Origin of the sequence: Myxococcus sp. CA005 (assembly GCF_006518205.1) — a bacterium.
In the GTDB taxonomy this organism is placed as follows: domain Bacteria; phylum Myxococcota; class Myxococcia; order Myxococcales; family Myxococcaceae; genus Myxococcus; species Myxococcus xanthus.
Genome location: NZ_SRLV01000033.1, coordinates 51,475 through 65,428, shown reverse-complemented (window position 1 = coordinate 65,428; position 13,954 = coordinate 51,475). Strand labels below are relative to the sequence as shown.

At 68.1% G+C, this 13,954-nt stretch carries 10 protein-coding genes; 5 read left to right on the top strand and 5 right to left on the bottom strand.

What is annotated here, in order from left to right; translation table 11 throughout:
* Positions 1–116: 116 nt before the first annotated feature.
* Complete coding sequence (locus FMQ63_RS16915; RefSeq protein ID WP_011553471.1) at positions 117–5,195, top strand: tetratricopeptide repeat protein; 5,079 nt, start codon at positions 117–119, stop codon at positions 5,193–5,195.
* Between the two features lie 25 nt (positions 5,196–5,220).
* On the opposite strand, the gene FMQ63_RS16910 is transcribed toward FMQ63_RS16915, so the two are convergent.
* Positions 5,221–5,961 (bottom strand): molybdopterin-binding protein, encoded by a 741-nt coding sequence (locus tag FMQ63_RS16910; protein ID WP_011553470.1) that lies wholly within the window; start codon positions 5,959–5,961, stop codon positions 5,221–5,223.
* A 186-nt stretch (positions 5,962–6,147) separates the two neighbouring features.
* Here FMQ63_RS16910 and FMQ63_RS16905 point away from each other — a divergent pair, with 186 nt between their 5' ends.
* Positions 6,148–6,819 carry an FMN-binding negative transcriptional regulator gene (locus FMQ63_RS16905; protein ID WP_225909252.1) on the top strand — a complete coding sequence of 224 codons (672 nt, stop codon included), beginning with the start codon at positions 6,148–6,150 and terminating at the stop codon, positions 6,817–6,819.
* On the opposite strand, the gene FMQ63_RS16900 is transcribed toward FMQ63_RS16905, so the two are convergent.
* A complete protein-coding gene (locus FMQ63_RS16900) occupies positions 6,803–7,636 on the bottom strand; it encodes a hypothetical protein (protein ID WP_225909251.1) in 834 nt (277 codons plus the stop codon). The genes FMQ63_RS16905 and FMQ63_RS16900 overlap by 17 nt on opposite strands.
* Positions 7,637–7,947: 311 nt before the next feature.
* Here FMQ63_RS16900 and FMQ63_RS16895 point away from each other — a divergent pair, with 311 nt between their 5' ends.
* From FMQ63_RS16895 to FMQ63_RS16885, 3 genes are all read left to right on the top strand, one after another.
* On the top strand, positions 7,948–9,135 hold the full coding sequence (locus FMQ63_RS16895) for a hypothetical protein (protein ID WP_020478772.1): 1,188 nt from the start codon (positions 7,948–7,950) through the stop codon (positions 9,133–9,135).
* 148 nt (positions 9,136–9,283) lie between these two features.
* Positions 9,284–9,820: an AAA family ATPase gene (locus tag FMQ63_RS16890; RefSeq protein WP_011553466.1), complete on the top strand. Its 537-nt coding sequence runs from the start codon at positions 9,284–9,286 to the stop codon at positions 9,818–9,820.
* A gap of 110 nt (positions 9,821–9,930) precedes the next feature.
* Entirely contained in the window at positions 9,931–10,347 is a 417-nt protein-coding gene (locus tag FMQ63_RS16885) for a hypothetical protein (RefSeq protein WP_020478771.1), read from the top strand.
* A gap of 42 nt (positions 10,348–10,389) precedes the next feature.
* Here the strand turns inward: FMQ63_RS16885 and FMQ63_RS16880 are convergent, their stop codons facing one another.
* From FMQ63_RS16880 to FMQ63_RS38740, 3 genes are all read right to left on the bottom strand, one after another.
* The gene (locus FMQ63_RS16880; protein ID WP_275955097.1) at positions 10,390–11,598 is read right to left on the bottom strand and encodes a multicopper oxidase family protein; all 1,209 of its coding nucleotides are present in this window, start codon (positions 11,596–11,598) and stop codon (positions 10,390–10,392) included.
* 274 nt (positions 11,599–11,872) lie between these two features.
* Entirely contained in the window at positions 11,873–13,381 is a 1,509-nt protein-coding gene (locus FMQ63_RS16875) for a TolC family protein (RefSeq protein ID WP_011553464.1), read from the bottom strand.
* Positions 13,378–13,599, bottom strand: coding sequence for a heavy metal-binding domain-containing protein (locus tag FMQ63_RS38740; RefSeq protein ID WP_081436795.1), 222 nt, complete (start codon positions 13,597–13,599; stop codon positions 13,378–13,380). Before FMQ63_RS38740 ends, FMQ63_RS16875 begins: the two co-directional genes overlap by 4 nt.
* Positions 13,600–13,954: the final 355 nt, after the last annotated feature.

The window sequence follows — 13,954 nt, the reverse complement described above, 5'->3', positions numbered from 1 at the left end:
GCTGGCACCCAAATCGTCAGGAAAGACGGGAAGTTGAGGGACCGCCCAAGCGCATGTTACGACCGGCGACGGCCAGTCTCTCCTCCCCCGTATTGGCCATTCGGAGCCGGCTTTCCATGAGCGAGCGCAACGACGTCCCGAGGACCACTGTTCCCGTGGCCCCCCTGCCTGTGTCTGGCGCGCCCGCGAGCCCGAATGCTCCGGTCACGGAGACGCAGGCCCAGGCCGCGACCACCGCCCCCTCGACTGCCGCCAACACCCGCGCCGAGGATGAAGCGCGCGAGCGCATCGCATCCCTGGAGCGCGAGGCCAAGGCCCTCAGCACCGCGGAGCCCCACACGGCGGCGTTGCTCTTCCACGAGGTGGGCCTGCTCTGGGAGGAGCCGCTCAAGAATCCGCGCAACGCCGCGGTGGCGTTCCAGAACGCGTACAAGCTGGCGCCGCGCTACCTCGTCAACATCCGCGCCGCCCGCCGGCTCTTCGCGGACGTGGGCAACTGGCAGATGGTGCTCCAGTTGATCGACGCGGAGCTGGCGGCCACCGACGACGCGCGCCACCAGGCCGCGCTGCTCTTCGAGAAGGGCATCATCCTCCAGGAGCGCCTGTCGCGGGACGAGGAGTCCGCCGCGTGCCTGAAGCAGTGCCTGGAGCGCCGGCCCACGGACGTCGTCGTCCTCACCCAGCTCGAGTCCGTCTACGCCGCGCGCAACGACGCACTTGCGCTGGTGGAGGTGTACCGGCTGATCGCCGCCACCGTGCAGCAGCCTTCGCTGCGCGCGCACTACCTCACCGCCGCGGGCCTGCTGCTGGAGGAGCGGCTGAAGCAGAAGGAAGGCGCCGCGGCCCTGTTCCGCGAGGCCTTCGCGCTGGACCGGTCGGACCTCCAGCTCCTGGCTGCCATGAAGCGGCTGGCCGAGCGCGAAGGCCGCGTGGATGAGCTGCTCGCCGCGCTGGGGGCGGAGGCGGCCGCGCTGGGCGCGCAGGCGGCGCCCGCGTACCTGCAGATCGCCAAGGTCTACGAGCGCAACGACCGCAAGGACGACGCGTTGGCCGCGCTGCTCGCCGCGCGGCAGGTGTCCCCCAACGAGCCGCTGGTGCTGAGCGAGCTGGCCGGAATCTACGAGACGCAAGGCCGCTTCGAGGAGCTGTCGGACGTGCTGCTGGCACGCGTGGGTTCGCTCAACGACGAGAGCGAGCTGGTGGCCACCAACCTCCGGCTGGCGGCGCTGTACGAGGAGGTCCTCAAGCGCGAGTCGGACGCGGCGGCGCGGTATCAGGCCATTGTCGCCCGCATTCCCGGCCACGCGGCCGCGCTGGCGGGCCTGGGCAAGCTGTACTACCGCATGCAGGACTGGGAGCGGCTGGTCGCCGTCTTCGACGCGGAGGTCGCCGCCGCCGAGGACGCGAAGCAGAAGGCCGCGCGCATGTACAAGGCGGCCGAAATCCTGGAGGAGCGGCTGGGACGGCAGGAGGACGCCATCTCCCGCTACAACGCCTGCCTCCAGTTGCAGCCGGGCTACCTCCCCGCGCAGAAGGCCCTCACGCGCCTCTACGAGCGCCAGGGCCGCTTCGCGGAGCTGGTGGCGATGTATGAGCAGGACCTGCTCCAGACAAGCGACCGGGATCAGCTCATCACCACGTTGAACAAGATGGCGGTGGTGTACGAGGACCGCCTGGGCGACCTGGACCACGCCATCGAGTGCATGAAGCGCATCCTCGACCTTGCGTCGGACCACCTGCCCACCATCCGCAACCTCGCGCGGCTCTATGAGCGGGCCAGTCGCTTCCGTGAGCTGCTGGAGACGCACGACCTGGAGGCGTCGCTCGCGGGTGACACCAAGCAGGTGCTGTCGCTGCTGCACCGCAACGCGGAGATTCTCGACGAGAACCTCAAGGACCGCGCGGGCGCCATCTCCGCGTATGAGCGCGTGCTGGCGCTGTCCCCGTCCTATCTCCCCGCGCTCAAGGCGCTGGGCCGGCTGTACGCGCAGGATGGCCGGTGGGAGAAGCTGGTGGACATGTACCGGGCGGAGTCGGAGAGCTCCGCCTCCACCGAGCAGGCCGCCGCGCTCATCTACAAGATTGGCGAGCTGTACGAGCAGCGGCTGAACCAGGACAACGAGGCCATCGCTTCGTACAACGAGGCGCTGATGCTGGCGCCCAGCTACTTCCCGGCGCTGCGCGCGCTGGCCCGCATCTACCGCGCGCAGGCCGCGTGGGAGAGCCTGGTGGAGGTGCTGCGCGCCGAAGCCGCCAACCGCACCGACCCGCTGGAGCGCGCCAACGCCCTCTACCAGGCGGCGGCCATCTGGGAGGAGCAGCTGCTTCGGCCCGAGCTGGCCATCGACACGTATCAAGAGGTGCTGCGCCTGACGCCGGGCCATGCCGCCACGCTTCGCGCGCTGGAGCGGCTGTACCTGGCGCAGGACAACGTGAAGGAGCTGGTCGGCATCCTGGACCGCGAGACGCAGGTGGGCAGCACGTCCGCGGCGAAGGTGACGGCGTACCTGAAGCTGGCGCGGCTGTACCTGGACCGCTTCCAGGAGCCCTCCCGCGCGGCCCAGTGCTGCGAGGCCGTGCTGGCGCTGGACGCCGGCAACCTCACCGCCCTCACGCTACTGGAGCGCATCCGCGCCTCGGACCGGCCGCGCCGCGCCGAGCTGCGCCAGCGCATCGCCGACCGGGTGAACGACCCGCGGTTGGCCATGGCCCTGCGGCTGTCCGCCGCGGTGGACTTGGACAAGAGCCCCGCCGAGGGCACGCTGGAGGCCTACAAGCGCGCATTCGATGCCGACCCGGGCGATGCGCGGCTGGCCTTCGTGCTGGAGCGAGGCCTGCGGCAGGCGGGTGACGCCGCGGGGCTGGCGCGCCTGTACACCATGCGGCTGGCATCCGCGCAGGACGCCGACGAGGCCCTGGAGATGCTGCTGCGCACCGCCGAGCTGGCGGACACGCGCTTCAACGACTTGGAGCGGGCGGCGGCGCTGTACCGGCAGGCCCTGGAGCTCCAGCCGCAGTGCCTGCCCGCGATGCAGGGAGCTCGCCGCGTGGCCTTGAAGCGGGGCGACTTCGCGGGAGCCCGCGCCGCCCTGGAGGCCGAGGCCCGGGTGTCGCGCGATCCGCGTGGCGCCATCGAGGCGCTCATCGGCGCGGCGAAGCTGGCCGTGGGCCGGCTGAATGACGCGGACGGCGCCACGGCGCTGTACCGGCAGGCGCTGGAGAAGGATCCGCTGCACGCGGGCGCTCAGGCGGGCTTGGAGGAACTGCTGGCGCAGCGCGGTGGCTCCGCGGACCTGGCGGCCCTGCAAGAGCGGCGCGCCGAAGCGAAGCTTGCGCAACGGGACGGACTGGCGGCGGCCACGGCGTTCGTCAGCGCGGCGCGGCTGCACCACACCGCGCTGAATGACCGCGCGCGGGCGCTGGCCCTGCTGGAGAAGGCCCTGTCCGCGCAGCCGGGGCACCCGGAGGCGCTGGAGCTGCGTGGCGCGCTCTTGCTGGAGGCGCAGCAGTACCCCGAGGCCGCGGCCATGCTGAGCCAGCGCGTGCAGCTCGGCGGCGACCCGCGCGTCCTGGCGCAGTTCCACATGACGCTGGGGAACCTGTACGCGTCGCACCTCAATGACCCGAGCCGGGCCGCGGCGCACTACCAGACGGTGCTGGCCACCCTGCCCCGTCACCTGGAGGCGCTGGAGCGCCTGGCCGGGCTGCACACGCAGGCGCGCAACTGGGCGGGCGCGGTGGACTGCCTGCACAAGCTGCTCCAGCAGGAGCTGCCGCCGGAGCCGCGCGCCCGCTTCACGCTGGAGCTGGCGCGTACGTATGACGAAGGGCTGGGCGACGCGGGCGCGGCCACCCCGCTCTACCGCCGCGCGCTGGAGCTGTCCCCGGGCAACCCCGCCCTGGTGGACCGGTTGGTGGTCCTCTACGAGCGCGCTCGGAACCTGCCGGAGCTGGCGCAGTTGCTGGAGGCCCAGGCCACGGGCCAGTTGGCCGTGGAGCCCAAGCGCGCCGCGACGCTGCGGATGCGGGCCGGGGACCTGTACGCGGGTCCGCTGTCCGAGCCTGCTCGCGCCACCGCGCTGTACCGGCAGGTGGTGGATGGTGATGGCACCAACCTCCAGGCCCGCGCGGTGCTCGCGGAGCTGTACGCGCGGGACTCGTCATCGGTGCCGATGGCCATCGAGGAGCACCGGCAGATTCTCCGGCAGGACCCGACGCGGGTGGACAGCCTGCACGCGCTGTTCAAGCTCTGGGAGGGCCTGAAGCAGCTCGACAAGGCGTTCTGCGCGGCGGCGGCGCTGCACTTCCTGCGCTCCGCCAACGAGGTGGAGCTGGCCTTCTACATGGAGGCCCGCACGCGGCTGGCGCAGGAGGCGCGCGAGGCGCTGACGCAGACGGATGTGGACTCGGTGCTGATGCACCCGGGGGCCCGGGGCCCGCTGCTCGAGGTGCTGCGCGCGATGGGCGAGCACCTGGAGAAGGTGTACCCGCCCAACTTCGAAATCGTGGGCGTCAATCCGAAGGCGGACCGGCTCAAGCCGGACTCGGCCGTGTACAAGGCCATCCGCGCCGTGGCGCAGGTGTTCGGCGTGGAAACCTTCGAGGCCTACCAGGCGCGGCGCGGGCTCACGGTGCTGGAGACCACGGAGCCCATGTCGGTGTGCATTGGCCAGGACGTGGTGCGGCGCTTCAACGCGCGCGAGCAGAAGTTCCTCCTGGGCCGCGCGGCGCTGGGGCTGCTCAACAAAACCGCGGTGCTGGAGAAGCTGTCCCAGGGCGAGACGGCGGACCTCTTCGGCAGCGCCGTCCGCCTGCACGCGCCGCAGTTCAGCGCGCTGGGCCGGCGCAACGACGAGTCGGTGAAGCAGCTCAAGCGGGCCTTCCCGCGCAAGGCGCTCAAGGCGCTGGAGAGTCCGGCGATGTCGCTGGGCGACGCACAGAAGGTGGACCTGGCGCCCTGGCTGGAGGCCCTCGACTACTCGGCGGACCGCGCGGGCCTGCTGATGTGCGGCGATGTGGCGGTGGGCCTGGGCATGGTGCTGCGCGAGGACCCGAACTTCGCGGGTGCCCGGCTGGATACGCCCGAGCCCATGATCCAGGCCGTGCGCGAAGGTGAGCGCCTGCGCACGATTCTGGCGTGGACCTTCACGGACGACTTCTTCCGGCTGCGCCAGCGGCTGGGACTGGGGCTGTAGGCGCTTTCGGAACGCGGCGGGAGCCCTACTCCCGCCGCACCACCGCGCCTTCCGGCAGGCCCGTGAGGATGCGCGTCAGGGCGTCATCCACGGGCCCGCGCTGGGCGGACTCCACCGTCACCTTCACCCGGTAGTCCTTGTCCGTGTCGAACTCCGGGTAGGAGCCGATGGCTACGTGCGGCATGTCGAGCGCCACGCGGTCCAGCACGGCGGCGATGTCGCTTTCGCCCAGCCGGAGGTAGAGGCAGCTCACGGCCACGGGCGACCCGCTCAGCCGCGCGAGCACGGTCTCCAACTGCATCCTGAACAACTGCGGCACACCGGGCAGCAGGAAGATGTCATCCACCGTGAGGACGGGGAACCACATGTCGGCCTGGGGAAGCAGCACGGCGCCCTCTGGGGCATCGGCGAGCCGCAGCCCTTCCGCCGTCACCGGCCGCTCCTCGGTGGCACGGGACATGATGAGGTCCAGCATCTCCTGCAGCCGAACCACGTTCCGTCCCATGGCCAGGGCCACCGCGCGCACGGTGACGTCGTCATGGGTGGGGCCGATGCCGCCGCTGGTGAAGACGTACCGCGCCTTGCGCCGGGCCCGGGCCACCGCGTCCACGATGGCGTCCACGTCGTCGAGGACCGTCTCCACCGAGTGCAGCGGGATGCCCACCTCGCGCAGGCGCTTGATGAGGTGCGGCCCGTTCAGGTCATGGACCTTCGCCGTCAAGACCTCGTTGCCGATGATGACTGCCGCTGCGCCGGTCCGCTCCATAAGGGGTGGGATTCTAGTCGAATCCGGCCGGAGATGGTGATGTACGGCTCGACCCCCACCGACTCCAGCCAGCGGACGTTCTTCGCGGAGAAGTGGCCCGCGTCCGCGCTCAGCTTTCGGGGCACCTCTTCGAGAGGGGCGACAACACATTCGCGACCTCGCTCCATCAACGGCCACTGGACCCTGATGTCGAAGCTGCACTGCGGAATGGAAGGAAGCCAGGTCATGCACCCCACATCAGTGTTTCACTGGAAGGACCGCGCCGAAATGCTTGCGTTCGTGCGCGCTCGGAGCTTCGCGACGTTGGTCGATGAATCCCTGCGGGTGGCGCAGGTCCCGTTCATCGTCGACGAGGCCGCGAGTCGTCTGCTTTGCCACTTCTCACGCGGCAACCCGATGTCGCGGGCGTTGCCGATGCGAGTCGTCGCAGTGGTCAACGGGGCCGACGCCTACGTGAGCCCGGACTGGTACAAGAGCCACGATCAAGTTCCGACGTGGGATTACGAGAGCGTCGAGATCGTCGGCTCGCTCACGCCCGTCGACGACACGCTCCTGCGCGATATCCTCGCCGCGCTGAGCGCGGAGCACGAAGCACGCATCCCGGACAAGGCTCCGTGGACGATGAACAAGCTGCGCCCTGCGACGCTGGACAAGATGCTCACAGGCATCGTCGGCGCGGCACTCTCGATCGAGTCCATCCGCGGCACCCAGAAGCTCTCGCAGAACAAATCCGACGACGACTTCGACGGCGTCGTCGCCGCACTGGAGCGGAGCCCGTCGCAGCACGATCGCGACGTCGCGGCGCGAATGGCACTCGTGCGGCGTCGCCGTGCGGAGGCACTCACTGGACGCGCTTGAGGTACGCATCCGGTGCGCACGGCCGCAGCCGCCTGAGCGCTGCCTCGGCGCCCTGGCGTGTCGGCAGGAAGCTGGCCACCACCCACTTGTCTCGGGTGAGCCGCGCGAAGTCGTTGGTGTCCACCATGAGCAGCGTCGCGCCCTTGCAGTCCGCTTCCAACTGCGCCTCGGCCACGCGGGCCGCCGGCACCGAGTCCTCCGTACGGAGGATGACGGCCCAGGCTTCGGCAGGCCGCTCCACCACCTTCTTCCGTCCTGCGTCCCAGCGCAGCTCGGTGAGGGCCCAACGGTCCGCCGACTCTCCCACGCCGATGTCGAGTGTGCGTGAGAAGAGGAGCCGGCCGTCCTGGACCTCCACGCTGGAGGAGGTGGGGCCCTGCCCCTCGGTCCCCTCCCAGGCCCGGGTCACGCCCTTCGCGTCCGCGAGGAACAGGGCATGCTGGCGGTGCACATGTTCGTAGCCGGCCGCGTGGGTGATGAGAAGCGCCGTCGGCCCTCCCTGGAGCTCCACGGCCCGGAGATGGAGGTCCCAGGAGGTCGACTCATCGCCACCAGTCCAGCTCCATCCAGGCGCCGTCGACTTCGCCACGTTGCACGTGAGCGCATCATACGGCTCGGACAGTGTCGCCGTGCTCTTCGCGCCGCCGCGGCGAACGCGCAGCGCATGCTGGCCCCCCTTGCATGGCATCGCCACGGCCTCGATGCGCGGGTCGCTTCCCGCTGAACCCAGCACCTGCTCCTGGGCGCTCTCCGGCGCGGCTCCGCTGAGCAGCACGACGGCGGCGAGGACGAGGACGGCGCCCGAACGTCGGCGCATGGGACTGGGAACCTGGGGCATGGACATGGCCGTCTGGGCCTCCGCGAGAAGCGCTTCACGGGACTCTGCACGCACTCCGCGCCTCGCAAAAGGGGGCAGGGAGAGAACAGACACGTCAAAGCGGAGGGCTGACACGTCATTTCCCAGGTGAAGCCTGCTTCCTGGCCAGGGGTGAGTGAGCAATTCCCTCTGGTTGCGGTGTTGGCACCTCCCCTGCATTTCCAGCGAGTGGGCACGCGGGCCGAAGCCCGGGAGGCCCATATCCCACTCAGTATCCCTGAGTGGGTCCCACAACGCCGCAGAGGACCCCTATGTCATCCACCACCCTTCCCCTCAATCTCTGTCAGAAGGCCTTCCTCCTCGCCTGGGAGTCCAACGGCGTAGGCGACACGCCAGGCGACGCCAAGAGGCTGGCCAAGGCACTGCAAACCAAGCTCACCACCTTCCTGGCCCTGTCGGACGTCAAGAAGGCCATGGAGGGGCAATGGTCGCTCGTCTGGGGGCCGGCGGTGTTCGTGGACCAGGAAAGCCCAACGACCTACGCGGACAATGTCATGTACGTCGCGGCGAGCCCCGACCAGTCCGTCTACGTCGTCGCCATCGCGGGAACCAACGCGTCTTCCCAATATGACAAGAATATCGAGGACAACAGCGTCAACACCACCAAGCTCTGGACGACTGCGTTCCCGAACCTGCCGTCCTACGGAGTGCCTTCGGGAATCAATCCCTGGCCCGTTCTCTCGACGGGGACCGCGCTGGGCGTCAACAATCTGCTGGGCATGACCGACACGCTGATGACCCAGCAAACCTTGGTGGAATTTCTACGCTCGGTGAGCGCGACGGGTTCAAAGACGCTCATCTTCAGTGGCCACAGTCTGGGCGGCGCGCTGGCGCCGACGCTCGCACTCGCCCTGTTCAATCCATCAGGCGGGCCACTCAGCACTGGGGACTGGGACCACGTCTACGTGCTCCCGGCCGCCGGTCCCACCCCTGGCAACCAGGGTCTCTCCGAGTTCTTCGAGCGGGTGTTCCCGCCGGTCAGCCTGAACCTGCCCCAGCCCCAATACGCCTGGAACCAGAACATCTGGAACAGCCTCGACGCCGTGCCACACGCGTGGGTCGTCGACAGCCTCAAGGAGATTCCCACCCTCTATCCCGCGAACTGGGAGGGTGGACAGGTCCCCTCGGACATCACGAAACTGGTCAACCTCGCCGTCGCGGCCTCGGAACTTGGCGGCGCCCTTCCTGGCCCCTACACGCAACTCCCCAACGTCAAGGTGCCAGGCACCTTCCACGGCACCAATCCCATCACGACCGAAGCCCAATTCTGGGCCGAAGTCGGGTACCAGCACCTGGATGCCTATCAAATCCTCTTCGGTGTCCAATCGCTGGTTTCCGAAGGCTCCCAGTCCGCACTCCAGAAGATGTTCAAGCGGTGGCTGGGCTCCTTCTCGCGAATGACCACCCAGAGCGTGAGTCGCGCCGCGGCTGCACGCTGACGGGCCCCACAGCGAAACTGCGCCGGGGAGGAGCCGCGACTTCCTCCCCGGCGGTGAAGCGCACCTGTCGAAGCAAGCGGCCTGATTGCAACCGGCCTGGTGTCTCGACAATCCGGTGCGGTACATACCCGCCAACTCGAAGGAGACCATGACCGTTCATCTTCATGTCATCACAGGCGGCCCCGGTTCCGGCAAGAGCAGTCTCATCGAGGCGCTGGCGGTGGAGGGACTCGCGCACATGCCTGAAGCGGGCCGTGCCATCATTCAGCAGCAGGTCGCAATAGGCGGCCATGCCCTCCCTTGGGCTGATCGGACGGCCTTCGCCGAGCTGATGCTTGGATGGGAGATGCGAACCCACAAGGAGGCCTGCGAACTACGCCGTCCTGTCATCCTGGATCGCGGCGTTCCCGACGTCATCGGATACCTTCGGGTATGTGGTCTTCCAGTGCCTCCACACCTCTGGAAGGCCGCGGAGCTGTTTCGCTACAATCGACGTGTCTTCATCGCGCCGCATTGGCCCGAAATCTTCGCGCAAGATGCCGAGCGCAAACAGGCCCCCGACGAAGCGAAGGCGACCTATCGCTCGATGGTCGAGGTCTACACCAGCCTTGGCTACGAGCTGCTCCCCCTTCCCCTGGCATCGCTCCCGGAGCGGGTGCGTTTTGTGCGCTCGAATATCGAGTAGGCCACGCGTGCTGTCTCAACATGGGGGCGGCAAGAAACAGGTTGACGCACAAAATCCACCCGAGAATACTCGGAGTAACAATCAGGCATTTCTACTATAAGGACTACACCATGGGACTCGCCGAGCGTCGGCGCATCGCCGCCATCAAAGACTCTCACTCCGCCCGATTTCAGTCGGAACTCAACGCGGCGATTGGATTCGAACTGCCGTTTGAGATTGATGTTGCGAGCTTCCCCGAGGACAAGACGATCCTCGACTGCTACGACAGCTACTACGAGTCATATGGCCCGGGCCTCGTCGTCACTGTGATGAAGGAAATCTGCAAGGATGACATGGGCCGTGAGGCCGTCAGAGCCAAGTTCAACAGGATTGTTTTCCTGAATGTCGCCAAGAGTGCCGACGACCCGGGCACGAAGAGTATTGAAATCAAAGACCAAACCCTCTTCGTGCGCGAGAGCTTCTACGGCTACTCAGACCAGCTTTATGGCGACTCTGAACTTCAGTCGGCCCTCGAGGCGATCCTCTAGCAGCACCCGGGCTCACTGGAGGTCTCCAGCGTTGGGCTCGGGTCAGGCCGGTGCGCCGGGATCGACCAGGGCCGGGGCGTTCACGTCGATACCGTCCCGGCGCAGCTCGTCCGAGGTGGCCGCCACCGCCAGCGTGCCAGGTGGGTTGTCGTACCAGCCAGGGTCCGCGTAGCTCTCCAACCGTTCGCGAACCTTGAGCACGGTGAACATGCCTCCCGCCGTGATGTAATCGTGCTTGCCCTGGGCCCCCAGCATGGGAATGGAGTTGGGCGGAATGGGCATCCCCATCTCGCCCATCTCCGCCATCCCCGTCTGGCCCATCGTCATGTAGCCCGGTAGCAGCGTGCGGACCCTCGCGTCCAGGCTCCCCGGCTTCACGCCAATCATATTGGGGAACGCATGGCCCATCTGATTCATCATGTGGTGCGTCATGTGACAGTGCAGGGCCCAGTCCCCGGGCACGTCCGCCACGAACTCGATGACACGTGTGCTGCCCACGGGGACGAGCACCGTTCCCTCCGGCTGCTGCGCGGACTCGGGGACGCGCCCGCCATCCGTTTCGGTGATACGGAAGTGGAAACCGTGCAGGTGGATGGGGTGATGGTTCTGCGGGCTCAGGTTGCCCAACCGGATGCGCACCCGCTCACCCTGGCGCACCACGAGCGACTCCGTGCCCGGGAACGCCTTCGCGTTCATGGTGAGCACGTTGAAGTCCGTCATCTCATTCGGATTGGGTCGCTCCGTGCCGACATCGATGCGCCATTCATGCAGGAGGATGACGAAGTCCCGGTCGACGCGGGGCCCCACAGGTCGGCGCGGGTGGATGATGAACATGCCCGTCATCCCGAGGCCAATCTGCGTCATCTCGTCATGGTGCGAGTGATACATGTTCGTACTCGCCTGGCGCAGGGTGAACTCGTACCGAAACGTCTCGCCAGGAGCGATGGACTTCTGGCTGAGGCCGCCCACGCCATCCATACCGCTGGGCACCAGGAGTCCGTGCCAGTGGATGGTGGTGGCCGCGGGTAGCCGGTTCGTGACGTAGATGCGCACCCGGTCCCCCTCCACCGCTTCGATGGTGGGCCCGTGGACTCGACCGTTGTAGCCCCAGCAGAAGGCTTTCAGTCCCGGGGCAAACTCATGCGCCACCTCCTCGGCCACCAGGTGGAAGACCTTCACGTTGTCCACGACCTTCCACGGCAGCTTGGAGCCATTGGGCACCACCACGGGCCGGTAGTCCCGGTCGGGCATTCCGGGGCGCAACCAGTCCTGCCGCGCATACCGCTGGCCGGTGTCAGCCGCGGAGCCCTCGCGAGGCCCACGTGCGCCTGAGACGGCTGACTGGGCGCGCGCAGCGGAGCCACTCAGCAGCAGCGAGCCTCCCGTGAGCGTGGCTCCCGCCGTGGCAAGCATGCTCCGCCGCGTCAGCGTTCCCTCGGCTCCAATCGCCGGAGAGTTTCCAGGGGCCCCCCTGCGCTCCCGAGCTCCAGGGGCGTCATCCTCACGGCCCGGTGCGCGCTCGGTTTCAGTCGTGCGGGTGCTCATGGGGGCTCTCCGTGCCATGGGTGACATCCTGCCCGTGCCCCGAGGGCGTCCCGGGTGGTGCTGGCTGCGCGGGTGGGCCGGGCGGCCCAGGTGGTACGCGTTGGGAAGGCTGCGAGGGCGATGGCGTGGGTGCCGCGCTGCCCTCCCGCAGCCGGCCACCCACGAGTTGCTCGAGGTCGGCCCGCGCCATCCAGTAGTCGCGGACGGCCTCGATGTAGCCCTGATACGCATCCACCTGCTCGCGCTTGGCGGAGAGCAGTTGAAAGAGACCTATCTGCATGGCGTTGTACTGGAGCTGCGACTGCTCGACGACCTTCTCACGAAGGGGCAACACCACTCGCCGGTAACGGTCGGCCACCAGGCGAAGCGCCAGCAGCCGGGCGCGGGCGGCGCGCACTTCCGAGCGGGTGTTGACGGACAGCTCCATCAGCCGCCGCTCACCCTGGCGGTGCTGAGCTTCCAGCCGGGCGATGAGGGCCTGGCGCTGGTCGAAGATGGGCAACTCCAGAGACAGGGTCGGGCCAAAGAGCCTGGGGCCGTCCGCGTCCCGGTGCTCGTGAACGCCCACGTCCACGCGCCCGAAGAAGCGAGTACTCCGCGCGAGCTCCAGCGCATTCCAGAGCAGCATGACCTGCTTTCGGGCAGCGTCGATGTCCAGCCGGTGACGGATGGCGAGCGACTCCAGGTGCGCCAGCGAAACCTCCTGGTCAGGCAACGGCGGGAGCTTCTCGGAGAGAGTCCATTGCGTACGTGGCCCCCACAGGCCCATGAGGCGGTTGAGGTGCTCCCGGGCCTCCACCAACGCGAGCTCCCCCTCCGCCAGTTCGAGCCGGGCTCCCTCGGCGGCGGCCTGTTCACTCGCAAGCTCCAGCTCGGTGATGTTGCCCGCTGCGCGCAGCCGGGCGGAGAGGTCCGCCGCCGCCACGGCCGCCTGGAGCGCCATGCGGCGCAGCTCCATGAGCTGTTGGAGGGCCTGCACCTCGCTGAAGGCCTTGCGCACCTTCGCCGCGGTGGCCAGCGCTTCGTGCGCCACCCGTAGCGTGTCCGCCATGAACTGCTCCCGGGCGACGCGCTTGCGCAGGGGCAGCGTGAAGAGATCCACGAAGTCCTGCACCAGCGAGACCTCGTGCTCTGACGCGCCACGCCCGGAAATGGGAAAGCCGATGCTCCCGTCCAAAGTCGGGTTGGAGAGCAGGCCGGCCTGAACCATGTCGGCCTGCGAGACGCCCAGGTCCTCGTAGGTGGCCTGGAGCGCCGGATTGTTGAGCAGGGCCACCTCCACCGAATGGTCCGAGGTGAGGTCCTCCTTCAGGAGCGCGTCGAGATGGCGCGCGACCTCAGCGTCCTCTGGAGTGCCCTGGTTCCAGCGCGTCTTGCGGCCCAGCCGCTCCTCGACGAGCGCCGCGACCTCCGCGTGGCCACGCTCCTTCTGGATGGACGCGCAACCTCCTGCTAGCAGTGCCGCGCCCACGAGCAAAGACAGCCTCACGGATGCCCCCCGTGCCCGGGGGCGTGGTCATGGTCGGCCGGTGCAGCGCCGGGTGCCCCTGCGTCCCCCACCTCCGTGTCTCCAGGCTTCTCCGGAACCAGCCCCATAGCGCACTTCGGGCAGCTTCCTGGCTTGCTGGACTGCACTTCAGGGTGCATGGGGCACGTGTAGACGACAACGCCTCCATCCGAGGATGCACCGTGATGGGAGTGCCCCATCTCTCCTTGTGACATGTCAGACGCAGGCACTTCCGGAGTGGAGGCCGCGAATGCGGTCAACTGGGGCGCTGGCGGGGCCTCGGGCGCATCTGGATTCGAGGGGTCCATGGAGGCGGGCAGCCTCTTCGGCTCGGAGACACAAGCAACGAAGGAAACGATGCTCGCCAACAGCCATCGGTTTCGGCACATGGGGACCTCGATCGAGGTTCCGTACCACCCGCATCCGCTCGGCAAAAGCCACCGGTGAAGCACTGACGCTCAGAGACATTGAAACTGTAAGCCCGACAACGTGCGGCGCCTCGCACTCGGACTCACGCAGCTTCGTGTCGGACATGCGTCGGCCTCCGCAGGGGCA

Bases quoted from the DNA above. Each gene is read 5' to 3' on its own strand.
- FMQ63_RS16915 (WP_011553471.1), top strand. From the start codon at position 117: ATGAGCGAGCGCAACGACGTCCCGAGGACCACTGTTCCCGTGGCCCCC.
- FMQ63_RS16910 (WP_011553470.1), bottom strand. From the start codon at position 5,961: ATGGAGCGGACCGGCGCAGCGGCAGTCATCATCGGCAACGAGGTCTTG.
- FMQ63_RS16905 (WP_225909252.1), top strand. From the start codon at position 6,148: ATGTCGAAGCTGCACTGCGGAATGGAAGGAAGCCAGGTCATGCACCCC.
- FMQ63_RS16900 (WP_225909251.1), bottom strand. From the start codon at position 7,636: ATGCGCCGACGTTCGGGCGCCGTCCTCGTCCTCGCCGCCGTCGTGCTG.
- FMQ63_RS16895 (WP_020478772.1), top strand. From the start codon at position 7,948: ATGTCATCCACCACCCTTCCCCTCAATCTCTGTCAGAAGGCCTTCCTC.
- FMQ63_RS16890 (WP_011553466.1), top strand. From the start codon at position 9,284: ATGACCGTTCATCTTCATGTCATCACAGGCGGCCCCGGTTCCGGCAAG.
- FMQ63_RS16885 (WP_020478771.1), top strand. From the start codon at position 9,931: ATGGGACTCGCCGAGCGTCGGCGCATCGCCGCCATCAAAGACTCTCAC.
- FMQ63_RS16880 (WP_275955097.1), bottom strand. From the start codon at position 11,598: ATGCCCGACCGGGACTACCGGCCCGTGGTGGTGCCCAATGGCTCCAAG.
- FMQ63_RS38740 (WP_081436795.1), bottom strand. From the start codon at position 13,599: ATGGGGCACTCCCATCACGGTGCATCCTCGGATGGAGGCGTTGTCGTC.